At 70.9% G+C, this 20,512-nt stretch carries 18 protein-coding genes and 1 tRNA gene; 9 read left to right on the top strand and 10 right to left on the bottom strand.

All coding sequences use genetic code 11. The features are described from left to right. Positions 1 to 74 precede the first annotated feature (74 nt). From virB11 to AC1DCG_RS21435, 8 genes are all read right to left on the bottom strand, one after another. Entirely contained in the window at positions 75 to 1,055 is a 981-nt protein-coding gene (virB11, locus tag AC1DCG_RS21470) for a P-type DNA transfer ATPase VirB11 (RefSeq protein ID WP_477031102.1), read from the bottom strand. Next, the gene (locus AC1DCG_RS21465; protein WP_477041658.1) at positions 1,052 to 1,609 is read right to left on the bottom strand and encodes a TrbI/VirB10 family protein; all 558 of its coding nucleotides are present in this window, start codon (positions 1,607 to 1,609) and stop codon (positions 1,052 to 1,054) included. Before AC1DCG_RS21465 ends, virB11 begins: the two co-directional genes overlap by 4 nt. Positions 1,610 to 2,191: 582 nt before the next feature. After that, positions 2,192 to 2,926 carry a TrbG/VirB9 family P-type conjugative transfer protein gene (locus AC1DCG_RS21460; protein ID WP_477031100.1) on the bottom strand — a complete coding sequence of 245 codons (735 nt, stop codon included), beginning with the start codon at positions 2,924 to 2,926 and terminating at the stop codon, positions 2,192 to 2,194. Positions 2,927 to 2,955: 29 nt separating this feature from the next. Beyond that, positions 2,956 to 4,167: a TrbL/VirB6 family protein gene (locus AC1DCG_RS21455; RefSeq protein ID WP_477031099.1), complete on the bottom strand. Its 1,212-nt coding sequence runs from the start codon at positions 4,165 to 4,167 to the stop codon at positions 2,956 to 2,958. Next, the gene (locus tag AC1DCG_RS21450; RefSeq protein WP_477041657.1) at positions 4,164 to 6,539 is read right to left on the bottom strand and encodes a VirB4 family type IV secretion/conjugal transfer ATPase; all 2,376 of its coding nucleotides are present in this window, start codon (positions 6,537 to 6,539) and stop codon (positions 4,164 to 4,166) included. Before AC1DCG_RS21450 ends, AC1DCG_RS21455 begins: the two co-directional genes overlap by 4 nt. Continuing rightward, positions 6,518 to 6,805 carry a VirB3 family type IV secretion system protein gene (locus tag AC1DCG_RS21445; protein ID WP_058350403.1) on the bottom strand — a complete coding sequence of 96 codons (288 nt, stop codon included), beginning with the start codon at positions 6,803 to 6,805 and terminating at the stop codon, positions 6,518 to 6,520. The genes AC1DCG_RS21450 and AC1DCG_RS21445 overlap by 22 nt, the downstream gene beginning before the upstream one ends. 6 nt (positions 6,806 to 6,811) lie before the next feature. Beyond that, positions 6,812 to 7,129 (bottom strand): TrbC/VirB2 family protein, encoded by a 318-nt coding sequence (locus AC1DCG_RS21440; protein ID WP_477031097.1) that lies wholly within the window; start codon positions 7,127 to 7,129, stop codon positions 6,812 to 6,814. Further along, the gene (locus tag AC1DCG_RS21435; protein ID WP_477031096.1) at positions 7,129 to 7,758 is read right to left on the bottom strand and encodes a lytic transglycosylase domain-containing protein; all 630 of its coding nucleotides are present in this window, start codon (positions 7,756 to 7,758) and stop codon (positions 7,129 to 7,131) included. The genes AC1DCG_RS21440 and AC1DCG_RS21435 overlap by 1 nt, the downstream gene beginning before the upstream one ends. A gap of 244 nt (positions 7,759 to 8,002) precedes the next feature. Between AC1DCG_RS21435 and AC1DCG_RS21430 the strand changes: the two genes are divergently transcribed. The 5 genes from AC1DCG_RS21430 (at position 8,003) to AC1DCG_RS21410 (ending at position 14,523) form a co-directional block, all read left to right on the top strand. Next, positions 8,003 to 8,542, top strand: coding sequence for an RNA polymerase sigma factor (locus AC1DCG_RS21430; RefSeq protein ID WP_477031095.1), 540 nt, complete (start codon positions 8,003 to 8,005; stop codon positions 8,540 to 8,542). Next, positions 8,542 to 9,495 carry a FecR family protein gene (locus tag AC1DCG_RS21425; RefSeq protein ID WP_477031094.1) on the top strand — a complete coding sequence of 318 codons (954 nt, stop codon included), beginning with the start codon at positions 8,542 to 8,544 and terminating at the stop codon, positions 9,493 to 9,495. Before AC1DCG_RS21430 ends, AC1DCG_RS21425 begins: the two co-directional genes overlap by 1 nt. Positions 9,496 to 9,940: 445 nt before the next feature. After that, complete coding sequence (locus tag AC1DCG_RS21420) at positions 9,941 to 12,433, top strand: TonB-dependent receptor (protein ID WP_477031093.1); 2,493 nt, start codon at positions 9,941 to 9,943, stop codon at positions 12,431 to 12,433. Between the two features lie 24 nt (positions 12,434 to 12,457). Then, entirely contained in the window at positions 12,458 to 13,978 is a 1,521-nt protein-coding gene (locus tag AC1DCG_RS21415; RefSeq protein ID WP_477031092.1) for an alkaline phosphatase D family protein, read from the top strand. A 110-nt stretch (positions 13,979 to 14,088) separates the two neighbouring features. Further along, the gene (locus AC1DCG_RS21410) at positions 14,089 to 14,523 is read left to right on the top strand and encodes a VOC family protein (protein WP_477031091.1); all 435 of its coding nucleotides are present in this window, start codon (positions 14,089 to 14,091) and stop codon (positions 14,521 to 14,523) included. A gap of 83 nt (positions 14,524 to 14,606) precedes the next feature. On the opposite strand, the gene AC1DCG_RS21405 is transcribed toward AC1DCG_RS21410, so the two are convergent. After that, positions 14,607 to 14,681, bottom strand: a tRNA-Thr gene (locus AC1DCG_RS21405). 350 nt (positions 14,682 to 15,031) lie between these two features. Here AC1DCG_RS21405 and murA point away from each other — a divergent pair. From murA to AC1DCG_RS21385, 4 genes are all read left to right on the top strand, one after another. Further along, complete coding sequence (murA, locus tag AC1DCG_RS21400) at positions 15,032 to 16,321, top strand: UDP-N-acetylglucosamine 1-carboxyvinyltransferase (protein WP_165263086.1); 1,290 nt, start codon at positions 15,032 to 15,034, stop codon at positions 16,319 to 16,321. 3 nt (positions 16,322 to 16,324) lie between these two features. Next, a complete protein-coding gene (locus AC1DCG_RS21395; protein WP_165263084.1) occupies positions 16,325 to 16,765 on the top strand; it encodes a DUF2948 family protein in 441 nt (146 codons plus the stop codon). Positions 16,766 to 17,059: 294 nt separating this feature from the next. Further along, positions 17,060 to 18,175: a hypothetical protein gene (locus AC1DCG_RS21390; RefSeq protein WP_477031090.1), complete on the top strand. Its 1,116-nt coding sequence runs from the start codon at positions 17,060 to 17,062 to the stop codon at positions 18,173 to 18,175. Positions 18,176 to 18,225: 50 nt separating this feature from the next. Further along, a complete protein-coding gene (locus tag AC1DCG_RS21385; protein WP_477031089.1) occupies positions 18,226 to 20,139 on the top strand; it encodes a M1 family metallopeptidase in 1,914 nt (637 codons plus the stop codon). Between the two features lie 182 nt (positions 20,140 to 20,321). On the opposite strand, the gene AC1DCG_RS21380 is transcribed toward AC1DCG_RS21385, so the two are convergent. Continuing rightward, a partial coding sequence (locus AC1DCG_RS21380) for a cation:dicarboxylate symporter family transporter (RefSeq protein WP_477041656.1) occupies positions 20,322 to 20,512 on the bottom strand: 191 nt, incomplete at its 5' end.

Raw genomic sequence — 20,512 nt, 5'->3', positions numbered from 1 at the left:
AGAAGTCCCCGATCACGCCCGCGGAACGGGCGCGCTGAACGCGAAAACAAAGAAAGGGCGGGCGAAGGGCGTCTCTATCTGTCGATGAAGACGATCTCCCTGACGGCGCGGACGCCGTCCTGGCGGTGAAGCTGGACGAAGACGTCGACGACGCGCTCGACATGGTCGACCACGTCCTGGCGTCGAAGATTGGCGCCGGCCTGCAGGGCCATCAGGGCCAGCTGCTCGACGGCGCCGCGCGGATCGTCGGCGTGCACCGTGGTCATCGAGCCCGGGTGGCCGCTGGAGACGGCGCGCAGGAAGCTGAAGGCCTCGGCCCCGCGCAGCTCGCCCAGGATGATCCGGTCGGGCCGCAGGCGAAGGCTGGCCTGCAGCAGGTCCTCGGTTCCGACCCGGGCCTCGCCCTGCTGCCCGCGCGCGGCCACCAGGCCGACGGCGTTGGGGTGGGCGAGACGGATCTCGGGCGCGTCCTCGATCAGCACCAGGCGCTGGTCGAGCGGGACTTCCTTCAGCAGGGCGTTGAGGAAGGTGGTCTTGCCGGTCGAGGTGCCGCCGCTGACGACGATGTTCTTGCCCGCCCGCACGGCGCCCGACAGGAAGCCGCGCACGTCGCCCGCGTCGAGCAGGGCGCGCAGCGCCGCGTCCGGACGGGATGGCGGCGCGGTCGCGTGGTCGAAGGCGCCGGCGGCCGCGTAGTCGTCGAGCGACAGGTCCGAGACCACGTGCTTGCGGATGGCCATGACGATCCCGCCGCGCGTGGCCGGCGGGGCGACCACCTGCACGCGGGCGCCGTCCGGCAGCACCGCCGACAGCAGGGGATGCTCGCGGCTGACGCCCTGGTGGGCGAGCGCGGCGACCTGGCGGGCCAGCCGCCACAGGTTGGTCTCGTCGAGCTCGGGAACCGCGACGGCGACGACGGCGCCCCCCAGCCGCTCGACCCACAGCTCGCCGGGCCGGTTGACGTAGAGGTCGGTCACCGCCGGATCGGCCAGCCACGGCGCCAGCGGCGCCAGATAGGCCTCCAGATAGACCCCCATGGGAGCGTGATGGGTCACTTGCGGCCCCGCACGCCGGAGAAGTCGAGGTCGCGGGCGACGAAGATCGTCACCGGCGCGCCCTGCGGCGTGGTGATGGTCGGCGAGGTGTTGCCGGCCTTGGCGACGTTGGCGAGGTTGGCCGCTTCCGACATCGAGCCGATGTAGATCTGCGAGTTGGCGCGGGTGTTGCCGACCGCCGCGACGCCGGCGTTCAGCACTGAGGTCAGGATCKATCCGCCGAAGCGGGTGAAGAAGTGGCGGTCGACCTTGCCTTCCAGTCCGCCCCGGCCCAGCGGGTCGGCGGCCGGCGAGCCGATCTGCACCGACACGCCGTCGGGCCGGATCACCCGGGTCCAGATCACGAAGACGCGGCTGGCGCCCAGGGCCAGCCCCGACTTGTACTGGCCGATGACGCGGCTGCCGCGCGGGATCAGCACGGTCGAGCCGTCGAAGCTCTTGACGTCGCGGGTGACCATGGCGCGGGCCAGGCCCGGCAGGTCGGAATTGATCGCCGTCTCCATCACCGCCGGGATCACCGCGCCCTGCGGAATGACGGCGTCGAGGTCCTGCATGGCCGTGGCCTTGGCGGGGGTCGCCTCGTCCAGGCCAGGCCNNNGCCTCGTCCAGGCCGACGCGGTCGGCGAAGCGCTCGTCGGAGCTGAGCGCGGCGGCGCGGCCGGTCTCGCCGGCGGCCGGCGTCGGTGCTCCCAAGGCGGCGGGGCGGGCGCCCCGGTCGCTGAGATCCACCACCAGCGTCGGCGCGCGCCGGCGGCCGGCCTCGTCGACGGGCGCGGCGACCAGCACGGGTTGCGGCGGGGCGAATGCGGCCGGCGGCATGGGCGCAGGGGGCGGCGCGCTGTTGTCGACCGTGAACTGCGGGGCGGGCACGGCGTAGAGCGGGCCCTGCACCTGGGCGACCTTGGCGATGGGCGCGGGCTGGGCGGCGGCGGGCGGGGCGACCGGCTCGTGCTGGCGGGCGTCGGCCCGGTGGCTGGACAGCCAGGCGAAAACGGCCACGCCGAACACGCCGAAACCGGCCATGACCGCGAGATTGGAGACCCCGCCGCCCTTGCCGACGACGGGGCGGGCCTGGGCGTCGGCCGCGGCCAGGTCGTCCTGGACCTGCGCGGTCAGGCGCGGATCGATGTCGTGGGTCATCGGGCCTTCCCCTGGGCTTGCCAGGCGCCGTTGACGACGGTGGCGCTGGCCTTGTCGCTGCGCAGCACGAAGCGCGGGGCCAACTGGTCGACGACCAGGTAGCCGTCCTTGACCACGGCGTTGGCCAGGCCTTCGACGCCGTCGGCGCCGATGACGAAGATGGCCGGCAGGTCGGCCTGCTGGGGCCAGGCGAAATAGGTGGCGCGGCCGTCGTCGAACACCCGCGTCGGCGCAAGTGCGCCCGCGCCCTTGATCGTGTAGGCGGCGTTGAGCGGCGCCTCCGCCATCGCGGGCCTGGCCGGCGGCGCGGCGACCTCGACCGGAACCGACGGATAGCGGAAGCGCACCACATACGCCGCCTCGGCCGCGCTCGCCGGCGCGATCACCAGTTCGAAGACGTAGCGGCGGCGGTCGGTGACCACGGTCATGTTGGTGGCCGGGGCGCGGTCGACCGGCTTGAGGAACAGCAGGGTGGCGCGCTTGTTGGGCGTGACCTGCCAGCCCAGGGCGTCGCCGATCGAGACGTTCTCGATCCGCTCGTCGGGGGCGAACTCCAGCATGGTCTGGAAGCCCATCACGCCGACCAGCCGGTGAACCTGGTCGGGGTCGTAGGGCAGGGTGCGGATGCGCGGGTCGGCCGGCTTGGACGCCGCCGCCGGGGCGGCGGTCTGGGCCAGGGCCGGGGCGGCCAGGCCACAGGCGAGCGACAGGGCCAGAAGCGAGCGCTTCACGGGCGAAACTCCGGAACGGGTAAGCGGGGTCACTGGTCTCTCCGGGCTCCGGAGGCGGTGCGGCGGGGCGAGGCCGGGCGGCGATAGCTGGCGCCCAGCGGGACGGCGGCGGCCGGGGCGGTGGTCGGGCCGGTCGCGGGCGCGGCGGCCGAGCGATCGGACACCACCACCAGGCGGCGCGGGCCGGCGGGCGAGGACGCAGCGGCGGCGCTGGCGGACTGTTCTTCTCGCCGGGCAAGGCTGACGGCGGCGGCGGCCAGGTGGGCGGCGCGCGAGGGCGGCTCGAGCGGCATGGCGTAGGAGCCGCCGCTCGTGATCGACGGCGCGGCGGAGGCCTCGCCGGCCGGCCGTTCGCGCGGCAGGCGCAGGCCGGCCACGATCACGCACACCGCGATGGTCGCGGCGACCAGCACGACGGCGAAGACCAGGCTCAGCACCAGCACCGTGACGGCCGGACCCATGTCGAGCTCGGCGAACTGCTGGGCGTCCTTCATGGCCGCCAGGGCTTTCAGGGACGGAGCCATCATCGCCAGTTCCAGCGACAGGGCCAGGGTGGCGATCATCGGCAGGATCGAGAGCGCGATCATCGCCTTCAGCCAGCCCTCGACGAGGCCGCGGGTGGTCTCGAACAGCAGCAGGCCGGCGACGATGGGGGCCAGCGCCAGCAGCACCGACAGCACCACCTTGCAGGCCAGGACGACACCCAGGCTGGTCAGCAGCGTCACCAGGCCGCCGAGATTGGCGGCGAAGGCCGCGAAGCCTGGGCCGCCCTGCAGCGCCGCGTCGCGGGCGCCGGCCCTGGTCGCGAAGTGCTGGGCCGCCTCCTGCAGCGCGTCGAAGGCGAACTGCAGGCGGGCATAGGGATCAAGCTTGCCGGCGCCGCCCCCGTCCAGCTGGGCCAGCAGCAGGCTTCCGATCTCGGCCGGGGCCTTGAACAGCAGGTCGTAGACCAGGGTCTCCAGCAGCGCCCAGTTGGTGGCCAGCGCCACGACCAGGGCCAGCTTCACGGCCGCGATGGTGGCGTCGCCGATGCGCAAGGTTCCCCGGCCCAGCACCAGCCGGTAGCCCATGAAGGCCACGTACAGGGTCATCAGCACGGTCAGCAGGGTCGAGACCGGCGAGCCGGGCGCCGACAGGGCCGCATAGCCGGCCTGGGCCAGGCCATGCACCTGGCAGTCGACCGAGCCGATCAGGCCCTGGACCAGGGGGGCGTCGGCGGCGGGGCAGGAGACCGGGGTCATGCGGCCTCCTTCAGCAGCTTGGCCATCCACGCCTCGGGCGCGTCGCCCAGCCGTTCGCGCAGGGCGTCGAGGCGGCGCACGGTGCTCTCGCGACCCGACAGCACCGTCAGCAGCTCGGGCGAGCCGGACAGGTTCAGGCGGGCCACGACGCTGTCGGTTCCGTGCTTGATCAGGAAGCAGCGGGCGGTGTCGGGCAGGCTGCGGACCAGCTCGAACTCGTGCTCGGTCAGGCCGAAGCCCTGGCAGTAGTCTCGGGCCTGGGCCTTGGGGTTGGCCATGAAGATCTGGGTGGCGGCCTGCTCGACGATGGCGCTGGCGATGCGGCTTTCCAGGGCGTCCTGGGCCGACTGGGTGGCGAAGCCCACCAGGCCGTTGCGCTTGCGCAGGGTCTTTTCCCAGTCCTTGATCCGGGCCACGAAGACGTCGTCGTCCAGCGCCTTCCAGCCCTCGTCGACGACGATCAGGGTGGGATGGCCGTCCAGGCGCTGCTCCACGCGGTGGAACAGGTACATCATGGCGGGGGTGCGTAAGCCCGGATCGTCCAGCAGCTGGGTCATGTCGAAGCCCAGGGTGGCGGCCGAAAGATCCAGGCCGTCCTGGGCGTTGTCGAACAGCCAGGCGTGCTCGCCCGCGCCATGCCAGGGCGCCAGGCGCGCCGAGATGTCGGCGGCGTCCGGACGCCGCGCGCCCTTGAACAGCTCGGCGAAGAACCGCAGGCGGCGCAGGCGCGGCGCCTGGTCGTAGTTGGCGTCGACGGCGTCCTTGATGCGGGCCAGGTCGTCGGGCGTCAGGGTCTCGCCGGGTTGGCAGACCAGCCGCGCGACCCAGTCGGCGATGAAGCGGCGGTTGGCCGGGGTGTCTTCCAGCGCCAGCGGGTTGAAGCCCGTGGCCTGGCCGGGCCGCAGCACCTCGTAGCGGCCGCCGATGGCGCGCAGGAAGATCTCAGCGCCCCGGTCCTTGTCGAAGAAGACCGTGCGCGGTTGGTACTTCTGGGCCTGGGCCAGGAGGAAGTTCAGCACCACGGTCTTGCCCGAGCCCGACGGCCCGATGATCGTGAAGTTGCCGAGATCGCCCTTGTGGAAGTTGAAGTGGTAGGGGCCGGCCGAGGTGGTCTCCAGCAGCGTCACCGCCGGGCCCCAGTGGTTGCCCAGGGCCTTGCCGACCGGGAAGTTGTGGCCGCTGGCGAAGCCCGCGAAATTGGCCGTCGAGATCAGCGCCCGGCGCGCGACGTCCTTGAAGGCGCCCGGAAACTGCGCCCAGAAGGCGGGCTCCAGGTTGACGTCCTCGCGCACGGCGATGGCGCCCATCTCGGTGAAGGCGCTCATCACCTCGGCGGTCGACAGGTCCAGAGCGTCCAGGCTGCGCCCGCGCACCAGCACCGACAGGTGATGTTCGCCAAAGGCCGCGCGGCCGCTGACCACGTCGTCCTTGGCGCGGATCAGGTCGGCCTTGACGCTGATCGCGTCGTCGTCGGCCGCGCGCATGCGGCGCAAGGCCAGGTTCATGCGGTCCAGCGTCGGCTGGCGGTCGACGAAGCCGAAGCTCTGGGTGACCACCATCTCGCACGGCAGGCGCAGCAGGTCGTCCAGCATCCCCGGCGTGGTCTGGGCGGGGTAGTCCTTGACCGAGACGATGGCCCCGAAGTCGCGCGAAAGGGCGCCGGCGCGCGACAGCTCCAGCGTCTCGTGGCCGAAGCTGACCCGGCGATAGGGCAGGTACTCGCCGACGTCGCCCTGCGGCGCCAGCACCGGGCGCATCTCGCCGTTATAGAGGCAGGACAGGAACTCCAGCGGCTCGGAGCAGGCGCCGTGCGCGCCGTCGTACTGGGAAAGCACCCGCGCGCCATAGGGCGCCAGGGCTGAGACCAGGCCGTCGCGGGCGGCGTCCAGTTCGCGGCGGTCCAGCGCCTTCTGGCCGTCGGTCTGGGCCGGGCCCCTGGCCAGGCGCAGGGCCTTGTCGATCAGCCCGCCCTGGCCCTGCAGCGGCCGGCGGACGATCGTCAGGAAGAGGTCGTTGACGTAGAGCCGGCGGCCGGCGAGGCGCGCGCTCCACTCGGCGTCGAGCCGGGCGCTGAAGTCGTCAGCGAACTCGCCCTCGGCGCCGACCCGCGCCTCGCGGCGGATGATGTGGTGGTAGACGGCGAAGCGCGAACTGGCGAGGCCCCGCAGCATCACGTCGCGCACGGCCTTGCGATAGTTCAGGGTCTCGCTGTCGGCCGTCTCGAACGGCAGGCCGGCCAGGTGGATGACCTGCATCAAGAGACCGTCGCGGGTCTCGATCGTGCGCTCGTCCAGCAGCCGGGCGTAGGGCAGGCGCTTGCCGGCCGAGGCCTCGCGGCTCGCCTTGGGCTTCACGGTTGGTAGCTGTTGCATCGCCAGGCCCGGAAATTGGGTACGCGGGGGCAGCGGCTGACCTTGGTCAGCCACAGGTCGAAGATGCGGGGCTCGCGCAGGCAGGCCGCGTAGCCGATCGCGTGGATCACCAGGGCGGCGAGCAGGGCCCAGAACGACTTGGTGATCAGGAAGAGCTCGGTCGTGACCACGCCGTTGACGACGAAGTAGCTGTAGGTCACGCCGGCGAACATCTGGGGCCGGGTCAGGGCCCCGAACACCACGTCGCGATCGAGGGGAGCGGCCATCGGCTGTTACGCGCCCGCCGCCGTGCGGATGCCGCTGACGATGGTCGTCGCGCCGAACAGGATGAAGCAGCCCAGGATGACGGTCGCGCCGTAGCGCCAGTTCATGCGGCCGGTCAGCATCATGAAGCCGACGGCGGCCACCGCCATCACCGCAACGGCGGTGGCGACGTTGCCCAGCAGCGTGCCCTGCAGCCACATCACGCCTGACAGCACCGCCGACGAGCCCTGCGGGTCGGCCTGAACGGCCTGGGCATGGGCCTGGCCGGCGGCGGCGAGAAGGGCGCTCGCCAGGGCGGCGGCGCGGACGTTTACGAGTTTACGCATCAGTTGGAGGCTCCGAGGGCGGGAACGGCGAAGGCGGCGCCCGACACGGCCATGCGGCCGAGGATCGAGGTCACGTAGGCTTGGGTTTCGGCGTAGGGCGGCACGCCGCCGTGCTTGAGGACGGCGCCGGGACCGGCGTTGTAGGCGGCCAGGGCCAGCTTCACGTCGCCGCCGAAGCGGGTGAGCATCTGGCGCAGGTACATCGCCCCGCCGCGCACGTTCTGGGCCATGTCGGAAGGGTCCACGCCCAGGTCGCGTGCCGTGGCCGGCATCAGCTGCATGACGCCCAGGGCGCCCTTGCGCGAGCGGGCGGTGGGCTTGAAGCGGCTTTCGCGCCAGGCGACGGCTTCGACCAGCTTGGGATCCAGCGCATAGGCGGCGGCCGCGGCGGCGATCTCGCGGCGGACCTCCTCGTGGCCGGCCTCCATGACCGGCGCCAGCGGCGGCGCGATCGCCTCGACGGCCTCGTCGGTGTAGACGGCCGGGCCCTCGAAGCGCGTGACCTCGCCTTCGTCGCCGATCTCCAGAACCTGGGCGGCGGCCAGGCCGGGCGCGGCGAGGGCGGCGAGCAGGCAGCAGGTCGCTATGGCCGCCAAGCCCATGGCCTGGCGTGCGAAGTCGAACGTCATCGACGCTCCCCCGATCAGCTGTGGTTAAACGATATGCTTAATCGATGTGTATAGGGCGCGTCTGAATCGCGTAATGCGTCAGGACAGCGCATCGGTAACCAGTTATTTGTGTCGGGAAATCTACGTTCTTCGTCTCGCAAGCTTAAGCTTGGCGAAGTATTGAGTGGATATACTTAAGCTGCCTGCTCGATCGCCGTCGTCGAGCTGTCACGCGTTTGTCGTTTGCCGGTGGCATGGCCGGGCCATGTCCCTCTCGGTTTCCAGCCTGCGTCTCGAGCCGCCCGGCGAAGAGCGCTTCGAGGCGCTGACCCGGCGTCTGCGCGCTCCGCTGCTCAGCTACTTCACCCGTCGCACGGGCTCGCGCGTCGAAGGCGAGGAACTGGTCCAGGACCTGTTCGTGCGGCTGTTGCGGCGGAGGGGGCTGATGACGCTGGAGAACGTCGACGGCTATGTCTTCGAGGCCGCCGCCAACCTGCTGCGCGACAAGGCCCGTCGCGATCGCGCCCGGCTGGAGGGCGGTCCGGTCGACCTGGAGCGCATGGATCCGGTCGACGACCTGCCCGGCGCCGAGCAGGTGGTGGGCGGACGCCAGAACCTGGCCCGCATCCGCGCGGCCCTGAAGTCGCTGCCGCCGCGCGCGCGCACGATCGTCATCCTGCGCCGCTTCGAGGACATGAGCCACGCCCAGATCGCCGCGCGCCTGCGCATCTCGGTCAGCGCCGTGGAGAAGCACCTGGCCCGCTCGATGGCCGTGCTGCGCGACGCCCTGCGGGAGGACGCCTGATGGTCCGTCCCCGCAAGCCCGGCGAGGCCGCCGCAGACTGGTTCGCCAAGGCCGAGGACGATCGCATGGCGGCAGGCGAGCGCCGTGCCTTCGACGCCTGGATGGCCGACGCCGACAACGCCCGCGCCTATCGCGACGTGGAAGACGCCTGGGACGTCCTGGGCGAGGCCGGCGGCGACCGCGAACTGCTGCGCATGCGCTCGGCGGCGCTGCGGGCGGCGTCCGGGCCCAGCCGGCGGGCGGTGTTCGGCATGGCTGGCGCGGTGATCGCGGCGGCGGGCGCCGGCGGCGTGGGCCTGATGATGGCGGGCGCGGCCCAGGCGACGATCCGCACAGGCGTCGGCGAGCGCCTGACCGCGCCGCTGCCCGACGGCTCGCGCGTGACCCTGGCGCCGCTGTCGAAGATCCGCGTGAAGTTCACCTCGACGCTGCGTTCGGTTCGGCTCGACGAGGGGCAGGCCTATTTCGAGGCGCGCGCCGCCAGCGAACGTCCCTTCCGCGTCACGGCCGGCGATCAGGTCGCCGAGAGCCCGGGCGGGCGCTTCCAGGTGACCCTGGGCGAGGGCGGATCGCAGATCCTGCTGGAGGAGGGGGCCTTGCGCGTGGCGGCCGACGGCGCGACCGCGCGCCGGGTCGACGCCGGCCAGATGCTGTCGGGGCCGGCCTCGGCGCCGCGCGTCGCCGCGGCCGATCTGGAAGGGCTGACAGCCTGGCGCAGCGGCCGGCTGGTGTTCGACGACGAGGCGCTCAGCGAGGTGGTCGCCGCCTTCAATCGCTACTCCGCCGACCAGCTGGTGCTCGGCCGGCCCGACCTGGGCGCGATCCGCGTCTCGGGCTCGTTCCGCTACGACGGCGCGCGCGAGTTCGCCGGCGCCATGCAGGCGGCCTTCGGGCTGCGGGTGCGGCAGGTGGACCAGGCGACGTGGCGGATCGAGCCGGGGACGTCGGGCTGACGCGTGGTCGCCGCGCTAGGTGGCCGGGGTCACCGGCGATTGGGCGGACCTATGTCGCGTTCGCAGCGGGTCTTGTTGGCGTTTTCAGGGCAAGGCAGGTCGCAGTTCTTGGCCTGCGAGCACGCCGCCTCCGCTACCGAACGGCCGGAAGCGCTCCAATCAAAGCTCGCGGCGCAGCCCCCAAGAGCGATGCTGGTCGCCAGCAGGGCCATCGTAAACGCTTTCACCTGACATCCCCCGCTTGGCCGCGTCGTGCGCGCATTGATTGTGGCGCGGCTATAAATCTATCAGTCGGAGAGCTTGGCGGTGCTGTCAATGCTCGGCGATGGCCGAGAGGCCTCACCCCGCCATCCGTGAAATTTCTGCGACGGGATGAGGGTTCGTCCGCGGGGGCGGTTCCTGGAGTCGATCGGTCAGGGGCCGGCGGCTGTTTAGGACGATATCGATGACGAGCTTCTCTTCGCGCGCCCGGATGTTCCGGCAGGGGCTGCTGGCCTGCTGCGCGCTCGCGGCCTTCGGCGCGGCTTCCCCGGTCCTGGCGCAAGGCGCGACGCCGACGGCCTACAGCCTGGCCGCCCAGCCGCTGGAACTGGCCCTGCCGGCCTTCGCCCGCCAGGCCGACGTGCAGGTGCTGTACGCGCCGGCCCTGGTGCGCGGCAAGCGCGCGGCGCCCGTCGCCGGCGCCCGCACGCCCGCCGAGGCCCTGGAGCGGATGCTGGCCGGCACCGGCCTGAAGGCCGTGGTCACGGGCGAGCGCACCTTCACCATCGCCGCCGAGGACCGGCCCGAGGTCAGCCAGCTGGAAGAGGTGGTGGTCACCGCCCAGAAGCGCTCGGCCGCCATCGAGGACGTGCCCATGGCCGTGGCGGTGGTCGACGGCGCCGACGCCTCGCGCCGGGGGATCACCAATGTCGTGGACCTGGTCGACGAGGTCGCCGGCCTGTCGGTGAACTACGCCTTCGGCGGCACCAATTACGGTCTGCTCAGCATCCGCGGCATCGGCGGGGCCGACGACTACAAGCCCAACGGCAACCCGTCGGTGGCCCTGCATGTCGACGGCGTCTACCAGACCTCGAACGCCTATCTGGGCATGCCGCTGTTCGACCTCGACCGGGTCGAGGTGCTGAAAGGTCCGCAGGGCACGCTCTACGGGCGCAACACCACGGCCGGCGTGATCAACGCCATCACCCGCGGCCCCGGCAAGGAGGTCGAGGGCTCGGCCCGCCTGGAGTACGGATCCTACGACTACACCGAGTTCGAGGCCTCGGTCGGCGGCCCGGTGGGCGACAATGTCGGCGTGCGCCTGGCGGTGCTGGCCCAGAACGGCGGCGGCTTCATGGACGGCGCGGGCGCGGGCCTGCTGGCCGGCTATCGCCCGTCGGTGCGCGGCGTCGTGCAGACCCAGGTTCCGCCCCTGGCCGATCCGGGCCGTCGCGAGGGCTTCGGCGACAAGGACCTGTTCGCCGCCCGCGCCACGATCGATTTCGCCCTGGCGCCCGAGACCGACCTGACCGTCAAGCTGTTCGGCAGCCGCGATCGCGGCGACACCCGCCAGTACGACCGCATCGCCCGCAGCCGCGACGCCACCCTGGCCAACGTCGGCGAGAACGAGGACCCCTACGAGTTCTATTCGAGCGGCTATCCGACCCACGAGATCGACATCTACGGCGGCTCGGCCACGCTGGCCCATCGCGTGAAGGAGAACCTCAACTTCACCGCTGTCGGCGGCTGGCAGGGCTCCAAGCGCTCGGTGCAGGGCAATGGCGACGGCTCGCCCTATCCGGCCTCGTACTTCGACGCCGACGAGAAGCTGAGCCAGGCTTCGCTGGAACTGCGCCTGGCCGACGACACCGGCGGCAAGGTCGACTGGATCGCCGGCGCCTTCTACGTCACCGACGAGGTCAAGTTCGACACCAACTGGATCAGCTATTCGGCGCTGACCATCTACGACAACCTGCACAAGCAGAAGCGCACCAGCATGGCGCTGTTCGGCCAGGTCGACTATCGGCCGATCGACCGGCTGCAGCTGTCGGCGGGCCTGCGCTACACGCGCGACGACGCCGACTATCAGGGCAGGAACGTCGACCGCAATCCGTGGGGGATCAGCACCTTCACGACCACCTTCGCCACCACCAACCCGTTCTCGTGGGACGAGACCTTCGAGGACGACAACGTCTCGGGCCGGCTGACCGCCAAGTACGAGTTCACGCCCGACCTCAACGTCTTCGTCTCGGCCGGCACCGGCTATCGCGGCGGCGGCTTCGACGGCACCTCGATCTTCACCGTCGCCGAGACCAAGCCCTTCGCCTCCGAGACGGTCATCGCCTACGAGACCGGCCTGCGCTGGTCGACCTCGCGGGTGCGGGTGTCGCTGGACGCCTTCCGCTACCGCTTCAGCGAACTGCAGGCGACCACGCGCCTGGCCAACGACACCAACGGCCGCGCCAATGTGGGCAAGGCCCGCAGCGACGGTTTCGAGGCGGCGGTCAGCGCCCAGCTCTTCCGCAGCGAGCGCCAGGTCCTGCAGCTGGACGCCAACGCCACCTGGCTGGACACCGAGATCCTGTCGTTCAGTTCCAACCGCGTGGCCGACGTGCTGCAGACGGTGGGCGACCCGCTGCCAGGCGCGCCCGACGTCTCGGCGACCCTGGCCTTGAACCACCAGCTGTTCCTGCAGGGCGGCTTTGGCCTGCGCAGCCGCCTGGGCGTCACCCATCACGGCGAGGAGAGCAACCGCCTCAACGCCCTGCCGGGCAACACCGCCAAGGCCTACACCCTGGTCAACGCCCGGGTGGAGCTGGCCACGCCGTCGAACTGGACGCTCTACGCCTACGGCAAGAACATCACCGACGAGGTCTATTTCCCCGAGCTGAACGGCGCCGCCCGCCTGGTGGGCGCGCCGGCCACCTGGGGCGTGGGCGCGCGGTTCGACTTCTGATCTGAGCCTGGAGAGAGGTCCGCCATGTCCCGTCTCACCCGTCGCGGTCTCGTCGTCGCCTCGGCCGCCCTGGCCCTGGCGCGCGCCGACGCCGTGCTGGGCCTGGAGATGGAGCGCAGGGCGGGCCTTGATCCCTTCGCGCTGGGCGTCGCCAGCGGCGATCCAGCGCTGGACGGCTTCGTGCTGTGGACGCGGCTCAGCGACCACGGCGCGCCGCTGGATGCTCCGTCCGTGCCGGTGACCTACGAGGTGGCCGAGGACGAGGCCTTCGTCCGCATCGTGCGGCGGGGCAGGCGGGCGGCCGCGCCCAGCCTCGCCCACGCCGTGCACATTGAGATCACCGGCCTGCGTCCCGGCCGGCCCTACTGGTACAGGTTCCACGCGCTGGGCGCGGTCAGTCCCGTCGGGCGCACGGCCACCGCGCCGCGCCGGGCGCAGCGGGCGAGGCTGGCGGTCAGCTCCTGCCAGCACTTCGAACTGCGCTGGTTTTCCGCCTATCGCGACCTGGTCGCCGCAGAGCCCGACCTCGTCGTCCAGCTGGGCGACTACATCTACGAGAACAGCTACGCGCAGTTTCCCAAGGTCCGCGCCTTCGATGGGGCCGAGCCCACGGACCTTGCCGGCTATCGCCGCCGCCACGCCCTCTACAAGTCCGATCCCGACCTGCGCGAGGCTCACCGGGTCGCGCCCTGGGCCGTCACCTGGGACGACCACGAGGTCGAAAACGACTATGCGGACCTGGCCAATCTGAAGGCGCTGGAGGCGCCGGTCTTTTCCCGTCGCCGGGCGGCCGCCTACCAGGCCTATTTCGAGCACATGCCGGTGCGGCCCAGCCTGTGGGCGCGACCGGACGGTCCGCGCCTGCATCGCCGGCTGGCCTGGGGCGATCTCGTCGGCCTGCCGATCCTCGACGGCCGCCAGCACCGTTCGGTCCAGGCCTGCAACGCCCCGCGCCAGGCGGGCAATCGGCCTCGCCGCGACTGCGCCGAACTCGAAGCGGCCGGCCGCACCATGCTGGGCGCGGCCCAGGAAGCCTGGCTGGCCGAGAGCTTGAAACACGAGACCGCCCGCTGGACGTTGCTGGCCCAGCAGACCCCGGTCGCGCCGATCCAGACGCCCGAAGGCGTGATGTCCGACCAGTGGGACGGCTATCCCGCCGCTCGCCGCCGCTTGCTCGCGGGCCTGGCCCAGCCGGCCGTGCGCAACGCCGTTACCCTGGGCGGCGACATCCACGCCTTCCTGGTCGCCGACCTGCACGCCGTTCCCGAGCGGCCCGAGACGCCCGTGGTCGCCACCGAGCTGGTCACCACCTGCCTGGCCGCCAGCCACGCGCCGCGCGCCCGCTATGGCCAGGCCATGGCGCGCAATCCGCACCTGAGGTTCGCCGACATCGAGCAGTCGGGCTACCTGCTGCTGGACGCGCGGCCGGACCGCCTGGAGGTCGACCTGCGCGCGGTTTCCGACCAGGCCGATCCGAACGCGACGACCGCCAGTCTCGCCCGCTTCGTCGTCGAGGACGGCCGCCCGGGCGCGCTGAAGGCTTAAGGTCCGTCCGCTCGCTGTGCGAACGCTCGTCGCGGGACGGATGACGGTCGGCTCCGGCGCGCCGACAGTGTCCGATCGCATGGCGGTTCCGTGCGGTCGGGGAGGGGGCGATGGGCGGCTTCAGTTACGGCTTTCATCACGGCGGGGTCAGCGTTCCCGACCTCGACGCCGCGGTGGACTGGTACGGGCGCGTTCTCGGTTTCCAGCTGGAGCGGCGCTTTGCGATTCCCACGATCCCGGCGCAGGTGGCGATGATCGCCAACGGCGACCTGCGGATCGAGCTGTTCGAGGTGCCCGGCGCCGCACCGCTGCCGGACGCGCGCCGGATCCCGGACCGCGACGTCCACACCCACGGCTTCAAGCACGTGGCCTTCGTGGCGCAGGACGTGCCCGCCCTGGTCGAGGAGCTGAAGGCCCGCGGGGCCGACATCGTCTGGCTGAAGGTCATGCCGCACGGCACGGCCTGCTTCATCCGCGACCTGGCCGGCAACCTGATCGAGTTCGTGCAGGGGCCGGTCCCGACCGGCGAGGCGGGACGCCTGTAGCGCCTCAAGCGCTGCCTAAGCTTTTGGATCTCGCCGCATTTTTTGGAGTGTGGTGGGGACCCAGACTTCCATCTGGGTCCCCGTGGTGCCGCCGGGCAGGATTGAACTGCCGACCTCAGCCTTACCAAGGATGCGCTCTACCACTGAGCTACGGCGGCGGCGAGGAGGGGCGTATAGCCAACGATTTCCGGGATTGAAAGCCCAAATCGTGTTGACCAAGCCTCTGACGCAATTCACCTGTGGAAACATGAGTCAGTCATCGAAGCCAAACCCCAGTCAGGACAAGGAAAAAGCCGATCGCGAGGCGCGTTTGGCCCAAGCCCTGCGAACCAACCTTCGCCGTCGCAAGGCGCCCGCCAGCGCGTCGGCCAAGCCGGAATCGTCCTCGCAGGGCGACGAGTAGGGGAATCGGCGCGGCCTCTTGCATGCCCACTTGCAAGCGTTAGAACCGCGACCTCACATGTTACCCGCGCGAAGGACGGTTTTTCGCGCGTTCGAGGGATTTTCATTGGATCGCATCGCCATCACCGGCGGCGCGCAGCTGAACGGGACCATCCCCGTCAGCGGCGCCAAGAACTCGGCCATCAAGCTGATGGCCGCCAGCCTGCTCACGGACGAGCCGCTGCGCCTGACCAACATGCCGCGCCTGGCCGACACGCGATTCCTCGGCAAGCTGCTGACGCGCCTGGGCGTGTCGGTCACCGAAAGCGACGGTCCCGACGGCCAGCAGACCATCCTGCACGCGCCGGAGATCACTAGCGGTTTCGCGCCCTACGATCTGGTGCGCCAGATGCGCGCCTCGTTCAACGTGCTGGGCCCGCTGGTCGCCCGCTCGGGCCAGGCCAAGGTTTCCCTGCCCGGCGGCTGCACGATCGGCGCGCGTCCCGTGGACCTGCACCTGCAGGCCCTGGAAGCCCTGGGCGCCAAGATCGACCTGCATGAAGGCTACGTCTACGCCCAGGCCCCGCGCGGCCTGAAGGGCGCCGAGATCAGCTTCCCGATCGTGTCGGTCGGCGCCACCGAGCACGCCATGCTGGCCGCCGTGCTGGCCGACGGCGTGACGGTGATCAAGAACGCCGCCTGCGAGCCGGAACTGGTCGACCTGCAGGAATGCCTCAACGCCATGGGCGCCAAGGTCGAGGGCGCGGGCACGCCCACGGTCACCATCACCGGCGTCGCCCGCCTGAAGGGCGCGACCCACGCGGTGATCCCCGACCGCATCGAGATGGGCACCTACGCCGTCGCCGCCGCCATGGCCGGCGGTGAAGTGCGCCTGACCAACGCCCGTCCCGAACTGATCGAGAGCCTGTCGGTCAAGCTCGAGGAGGCCGGCGCCACGGTGGTCCGCACCGAGGACGGCGTCATCGTCAAGCGCAACGGCTCGCGCCTCAACGCGGTCGATATCGAGACCGCGCCGTTCCCCGGCTTCGCCACCGACCTGCAGGCCCAGTTCATGGCCCTGATGACCACGGCGAACGGCGAGAGCCACATCCGCGAGACCATCTTCGAAAACCGCTTCATGCACGCTCCCGAGCTGATGCGCCTGGGCGCCGACATCTCGGTGCACGGCGGCGAGGCCCGCGTGCGCGGCGTGGCCCAGCTGGAAGGCGCCGAGGTGATGGCCACCGATCTTCGGGCGTCCGTCAGCCTGGTGATCGCCGGCCTGGTCGCCCGCGGCGAGACCGTGGTGTCGCGCATCTATCACCTGGATCGCGGTTTCGAGCGGCTGGAAGAGAAGCTGGGCGCCTGCGGGGCCCAGGTGCGTCGCATCAAGGGCGACGGCGAGCCGGAGCTTTAAGCCATGAGCGCCGCCCCCCTTCGCCTGCTGGCCCAGGAGCCCGCCGACCTCGAGGTGGTCTCGGCCGCCCTGCAGGACGCCGTGGCCAAGATCGGCGACATCCGCTGGGACGCCGGCGCGCGCACCCTGACCCTGGCCTGCAACCGTTTCCGCTGGGAAGCGGGCAAGGGCCGGGGCAAGGGCGGCGAGCGCGTGCGCTCGGCCCTGCAGCTGGGCGACGTCACCGGCGTCCAGGCCCGCAACCTGCGCCGCGACGCCAAGCAGGCGGTCGTCGAGCTGCTGTCGATCGGCTTCGAGCCGGGGCAGGAGGCGCCGGGCGGCACGGTGCTGCTGACCTTCGCCGGCGGCGGCGACCTGAAGGTCGCCGTCGACTGCATCGAGGTGGTGCTGGCCGACATGTCCGAACCCTGGGCCACCCCGCGCAAGCCGGGCCACGAGGGCTGAGGACGAGGCCGACCGCCCGTCGTTCCCGCCTCCCTTTCTCCTCCCGTCATTCCCGCCCTTGTGGCGGGAAGCCCTCTGTCAGCCGCAAGTGAGCGTGCGGCGGCGTGCTCAGCACGCCGCTAGCGTCGCCCGTGCGAGCGGAACCAGGGGTTCCCGCCACAAGGGCGGGAATGACGGGAGTGAAGAGGAGCTGGAGCTTGACGCGTTAACCAACCAAGCTTCTGATTTCCAAACATTTCAAATCGCATCGAGCCTGATACAACTCGCCGAAGTTGAATCGAGGTCGAGTGCGTGATGACCAGGATCGGGTCGCAGGGCTACGCCGCCGCCTATGCCTATGCGGGGGCGACGAACACCCAGACGGGAACCGCCGCCCAGCAGCAGGCCAAGGCCGCCGAAGCCGCCAGGACGGGGGCGTCCAGCGTCAGCGTCACCCTGTCGGCGGAAGCGCAGGCGGCGCTCGCCGCCAAGACCGACGGCCGCGACCTGGGCACCGTCGTTTCCGACGCCCGCAAGAGCCTCGACGCCCTGCTGTCGGCCGCCAAGGCGACCAGCGCGCTGAAGGACGGCAAGGCCACGATCGACGTCTCGGGTTTGGATCGCCGGGCCCTCTACGCCATCGCCTCCAACCAGGGCGGAAGCTTTCCGATCGAGGAGCAGGTGGTCGCCAGCCTGCAGCTTCAATCAGGCCAGAACGCGGCCCTGGCCGGCCCCGCCGCCGACGCCCGGGTCACCGGCGATTATGCCGGCCTCTACAAGGCCGCCCTGACCCGCCACGAGGGCGCCGGGACCGAGGAGAAGGCCACGCTGAAGTGGCAGAACGAAAAGGCCGCGCTGGTCGAGGGCCTGCGCCAGGCCACGGCCAAGCCGGGAACCGCGCCGACAGGGATCGCCGACGATCCGGTCGCCGCCTACGTCAAGCAGAACGGCGGCGTCGTCTCCAACCCGCGCTCGCGCGACATCGACGACGTGGTCGCCGATGTCCGCGTGGCGCTGGACCGCCAGTACAGCCTGGCGACCGGCGAGGGCATGGCGACCGGGCCGGACGCCGGCAAGATCGACTTCGCCCGCTTCGACGACCGCTCGCTGTCGGCCATCGCGCTGAACAAGGGCGGGCAGTTCTCCGAGCACGAGGCTAAGGAAGCGGCCGGCGAGATCCGCAGCCGCAACCGCGAGGGCGTGTCGTCCTACTGGAAGGCGGCCCAGCAGTCGGGCGACGGCTCGGCCTTCGGCCGCACGCTCGTCTCGCAGTACGTCTCGATGAGCAGCGAGGAGCGCGAGGCGGTCGGCTGGACCCCGGCGCTGTATGAGAAGATGGTCGCGACGCAGAACCTGTCGGCGAAACTTTCGTCGATGTTCGGCCCCGACGGGTCGATCAAGACCGGCATGAGCCTGCTCGACTATCTGTAGGCGGCGGTATCTGGAATAAGGGGGCAAAGTTCCGCTTCCACGGATTGCTCATGTCCCTGATCTTGCACACCCCGCGCGTCGTCCTGATGGCCGCGCTGCTCGGCGCCGCCGCCGTTCCCGCCCTGGCCCACGCCGCGCCGGCCAAGCCGATGGTCGCCCCGCTGTCGACCGCCTCGGACGCGAGCGACATTCACTCCTACGCCAAGCCGAAGATCGCCCGCGTCGCCCATGTCGATCTCGACCTGACCGCCGACTTCGCAGCCAAGAAGATGGTCGGCACGGCCGCTCTCGACCTCCTGCTGGCGCCGAGCGCCAAGGAGGTGGTGCTCGACACCAAGGGGCTGGTGATCAAGTCGATCACCAACGCCAAGGGCCAGCCGCTGAAGTGGACCCTGGGACCGGCCGACCCGCATATCGGCGCGCCGCTGACCGTCGCGCTGAACGGCGCCAAGCGCATCGTCATCGCCTATGAAAGCGCCCCTGACGGCGCGGCCCTGCAATGGCTGTCGCCCTCGCAGACGGCGGGCAAGCAGAAGCCCTACCTGTTCAGCCAGGGCCAGGCGATCCTCAACCGCACCTGGATTCCCACCCAGGACAGCCCCGGCGTCCGCCAGACCTGGACCGCCCGCATCGTCGCGCCCGAAGGCCTGAAGGCGGTGATGAGCGCCGAGCAGCTGACCCCCGACGGCGAGCCCGCAGCCGGCGGCGGCCGCGCCTATCGCTTCAAGATGGACAAGCCGGTCGCCCCCTACCTGATCGCCATCGCCATCGGCGACCTGGCCTTCCAGCCGTTGGGCAAGCGGACGGGGATCTACACCGAACCCTCGGCGCTGAAGGCCGCGGCCTGGGAGTTCGCCGACGTCGAAAAGATGGTCGAGGCCGCCGAGGCGCTCTACGGCCCCTATCGCTGGGGTCGCTACGACCTTTTGGTGCTGCCGCCGTCGTTCCCGTTCGGCGGCATGGAGAACCCGCGCCTGACCTTCGCCACCCCGACGGTGATCGCCGGCGACCGCTCGCTGGTCAGCCTGGTGGCGCACGAACTGGCGCACTCGTGGTCGGGCAACCTGGTGACCAACGCCACCTGGGCCGACTTCTGGCTGAACGAAGGCTTCACGGTCTATTTCGAGAACCGGATCATGGAGGCCCTCTACGGCAAGGACACGGCCGCCATGCTGGCCGACCTGGGCTGGACCGACCTGCACGAGGCCATCGAGGAGGCCGGCGGCCCCACGGGCCCCGACACCCGCCTGCACATCGACCTGACCGGCCGCGACCCCGACGACGGCATGACCGACATCCCCTACGAGAAGGGCGCGGCCTTCCTGCGCACCATCGAGAAGGAAGTCGGCCGCGAGCGCTGGGACGCCTATCTGCGCGGCTATTTCGATCGCCACGCCTTCCAGCCGCAGACCGCCGAGGGCTTCATCGCCGACCTGCGCGCCAACCTGTTCAAGGGCGACAAGGCCCTGGAGCAGAAGATCGACATCCAGCGCTGGATCTACCAGCCGGGCCTTCCCGAAAACGCCGTCCACATCCAGTCCAAGGCCTTCGAGGCCGTCGACGCCCAGGCCAAGGCCTTCGCGGCCGGCGGGCCCGCGCCGCTCGAGGCCTGGAAGGGCTGGAGCACTTCGGAGCGCGTGCGCTTCGTCAGCGGCCTGCCTAGGCAGCTGACGGCCGAGCGCCTGGCCGCTGTCGACACGGCCTTCGGCCTGTCGGCCCAGGGCAACAGCGAGATCCGCTTCGCCTGGCTGCAGCTGGCCGTCGCCAACCGCTACGCGCCGGCCGTGCCGTCGCTGGAGCAGTTCCTGACCGGCCAGGGCCGTCGCAAGTTCGTCGCCCCGCTGTTCGTCTCGCTGTGGGGGCAGGGCGACTGGGGCCAGCCGATCGCCAAGCGCATCTACGGCGAGGCCCGGCCGCTCTATCACGCGGTGACCCGCGAGACCGTCGACAAGACGGTGAAGTAGGGGGCTCGCGAGCGCTGAAAAAGAAAAGGGCGGGACCGCGAGGTCCCGCCCTTGTTCGTTCTCGGACCCAAAACCGTAAAACCCCCGCGAAAGCGGGGGCCCAGGCTTTTTCTGAAGCGCGGGGCGCTCGACGATAAAACGCCTGGGTCCCCGCTTTCGCGGGGATTTTGCGGAAGGGGAGGTTACGCGCCGGCCTTGGCCAGTTCGGGATCCACCTCGTCCAGCTCGCCCTCCCACTTGGCGACGACGGCGGCGGCCACCGAGTTGCCGACGACGTTGGTGGCGCTGCGGCCCATGTCGAGCAGGTGGTCGACGCCGAGCACCAGGGCGATCCAGGCCTCGGGCAGGCCGAAGTAGGTGAGGGTGGCGTGGC

It is taken from the genome of Caulobacter sp. 10L414, assembly GCF_056395525.1.
Note: the sequence above shows the minus strand (reverse complement) of the source record. Positions and strands in the feature narration are given on the sequence as shown.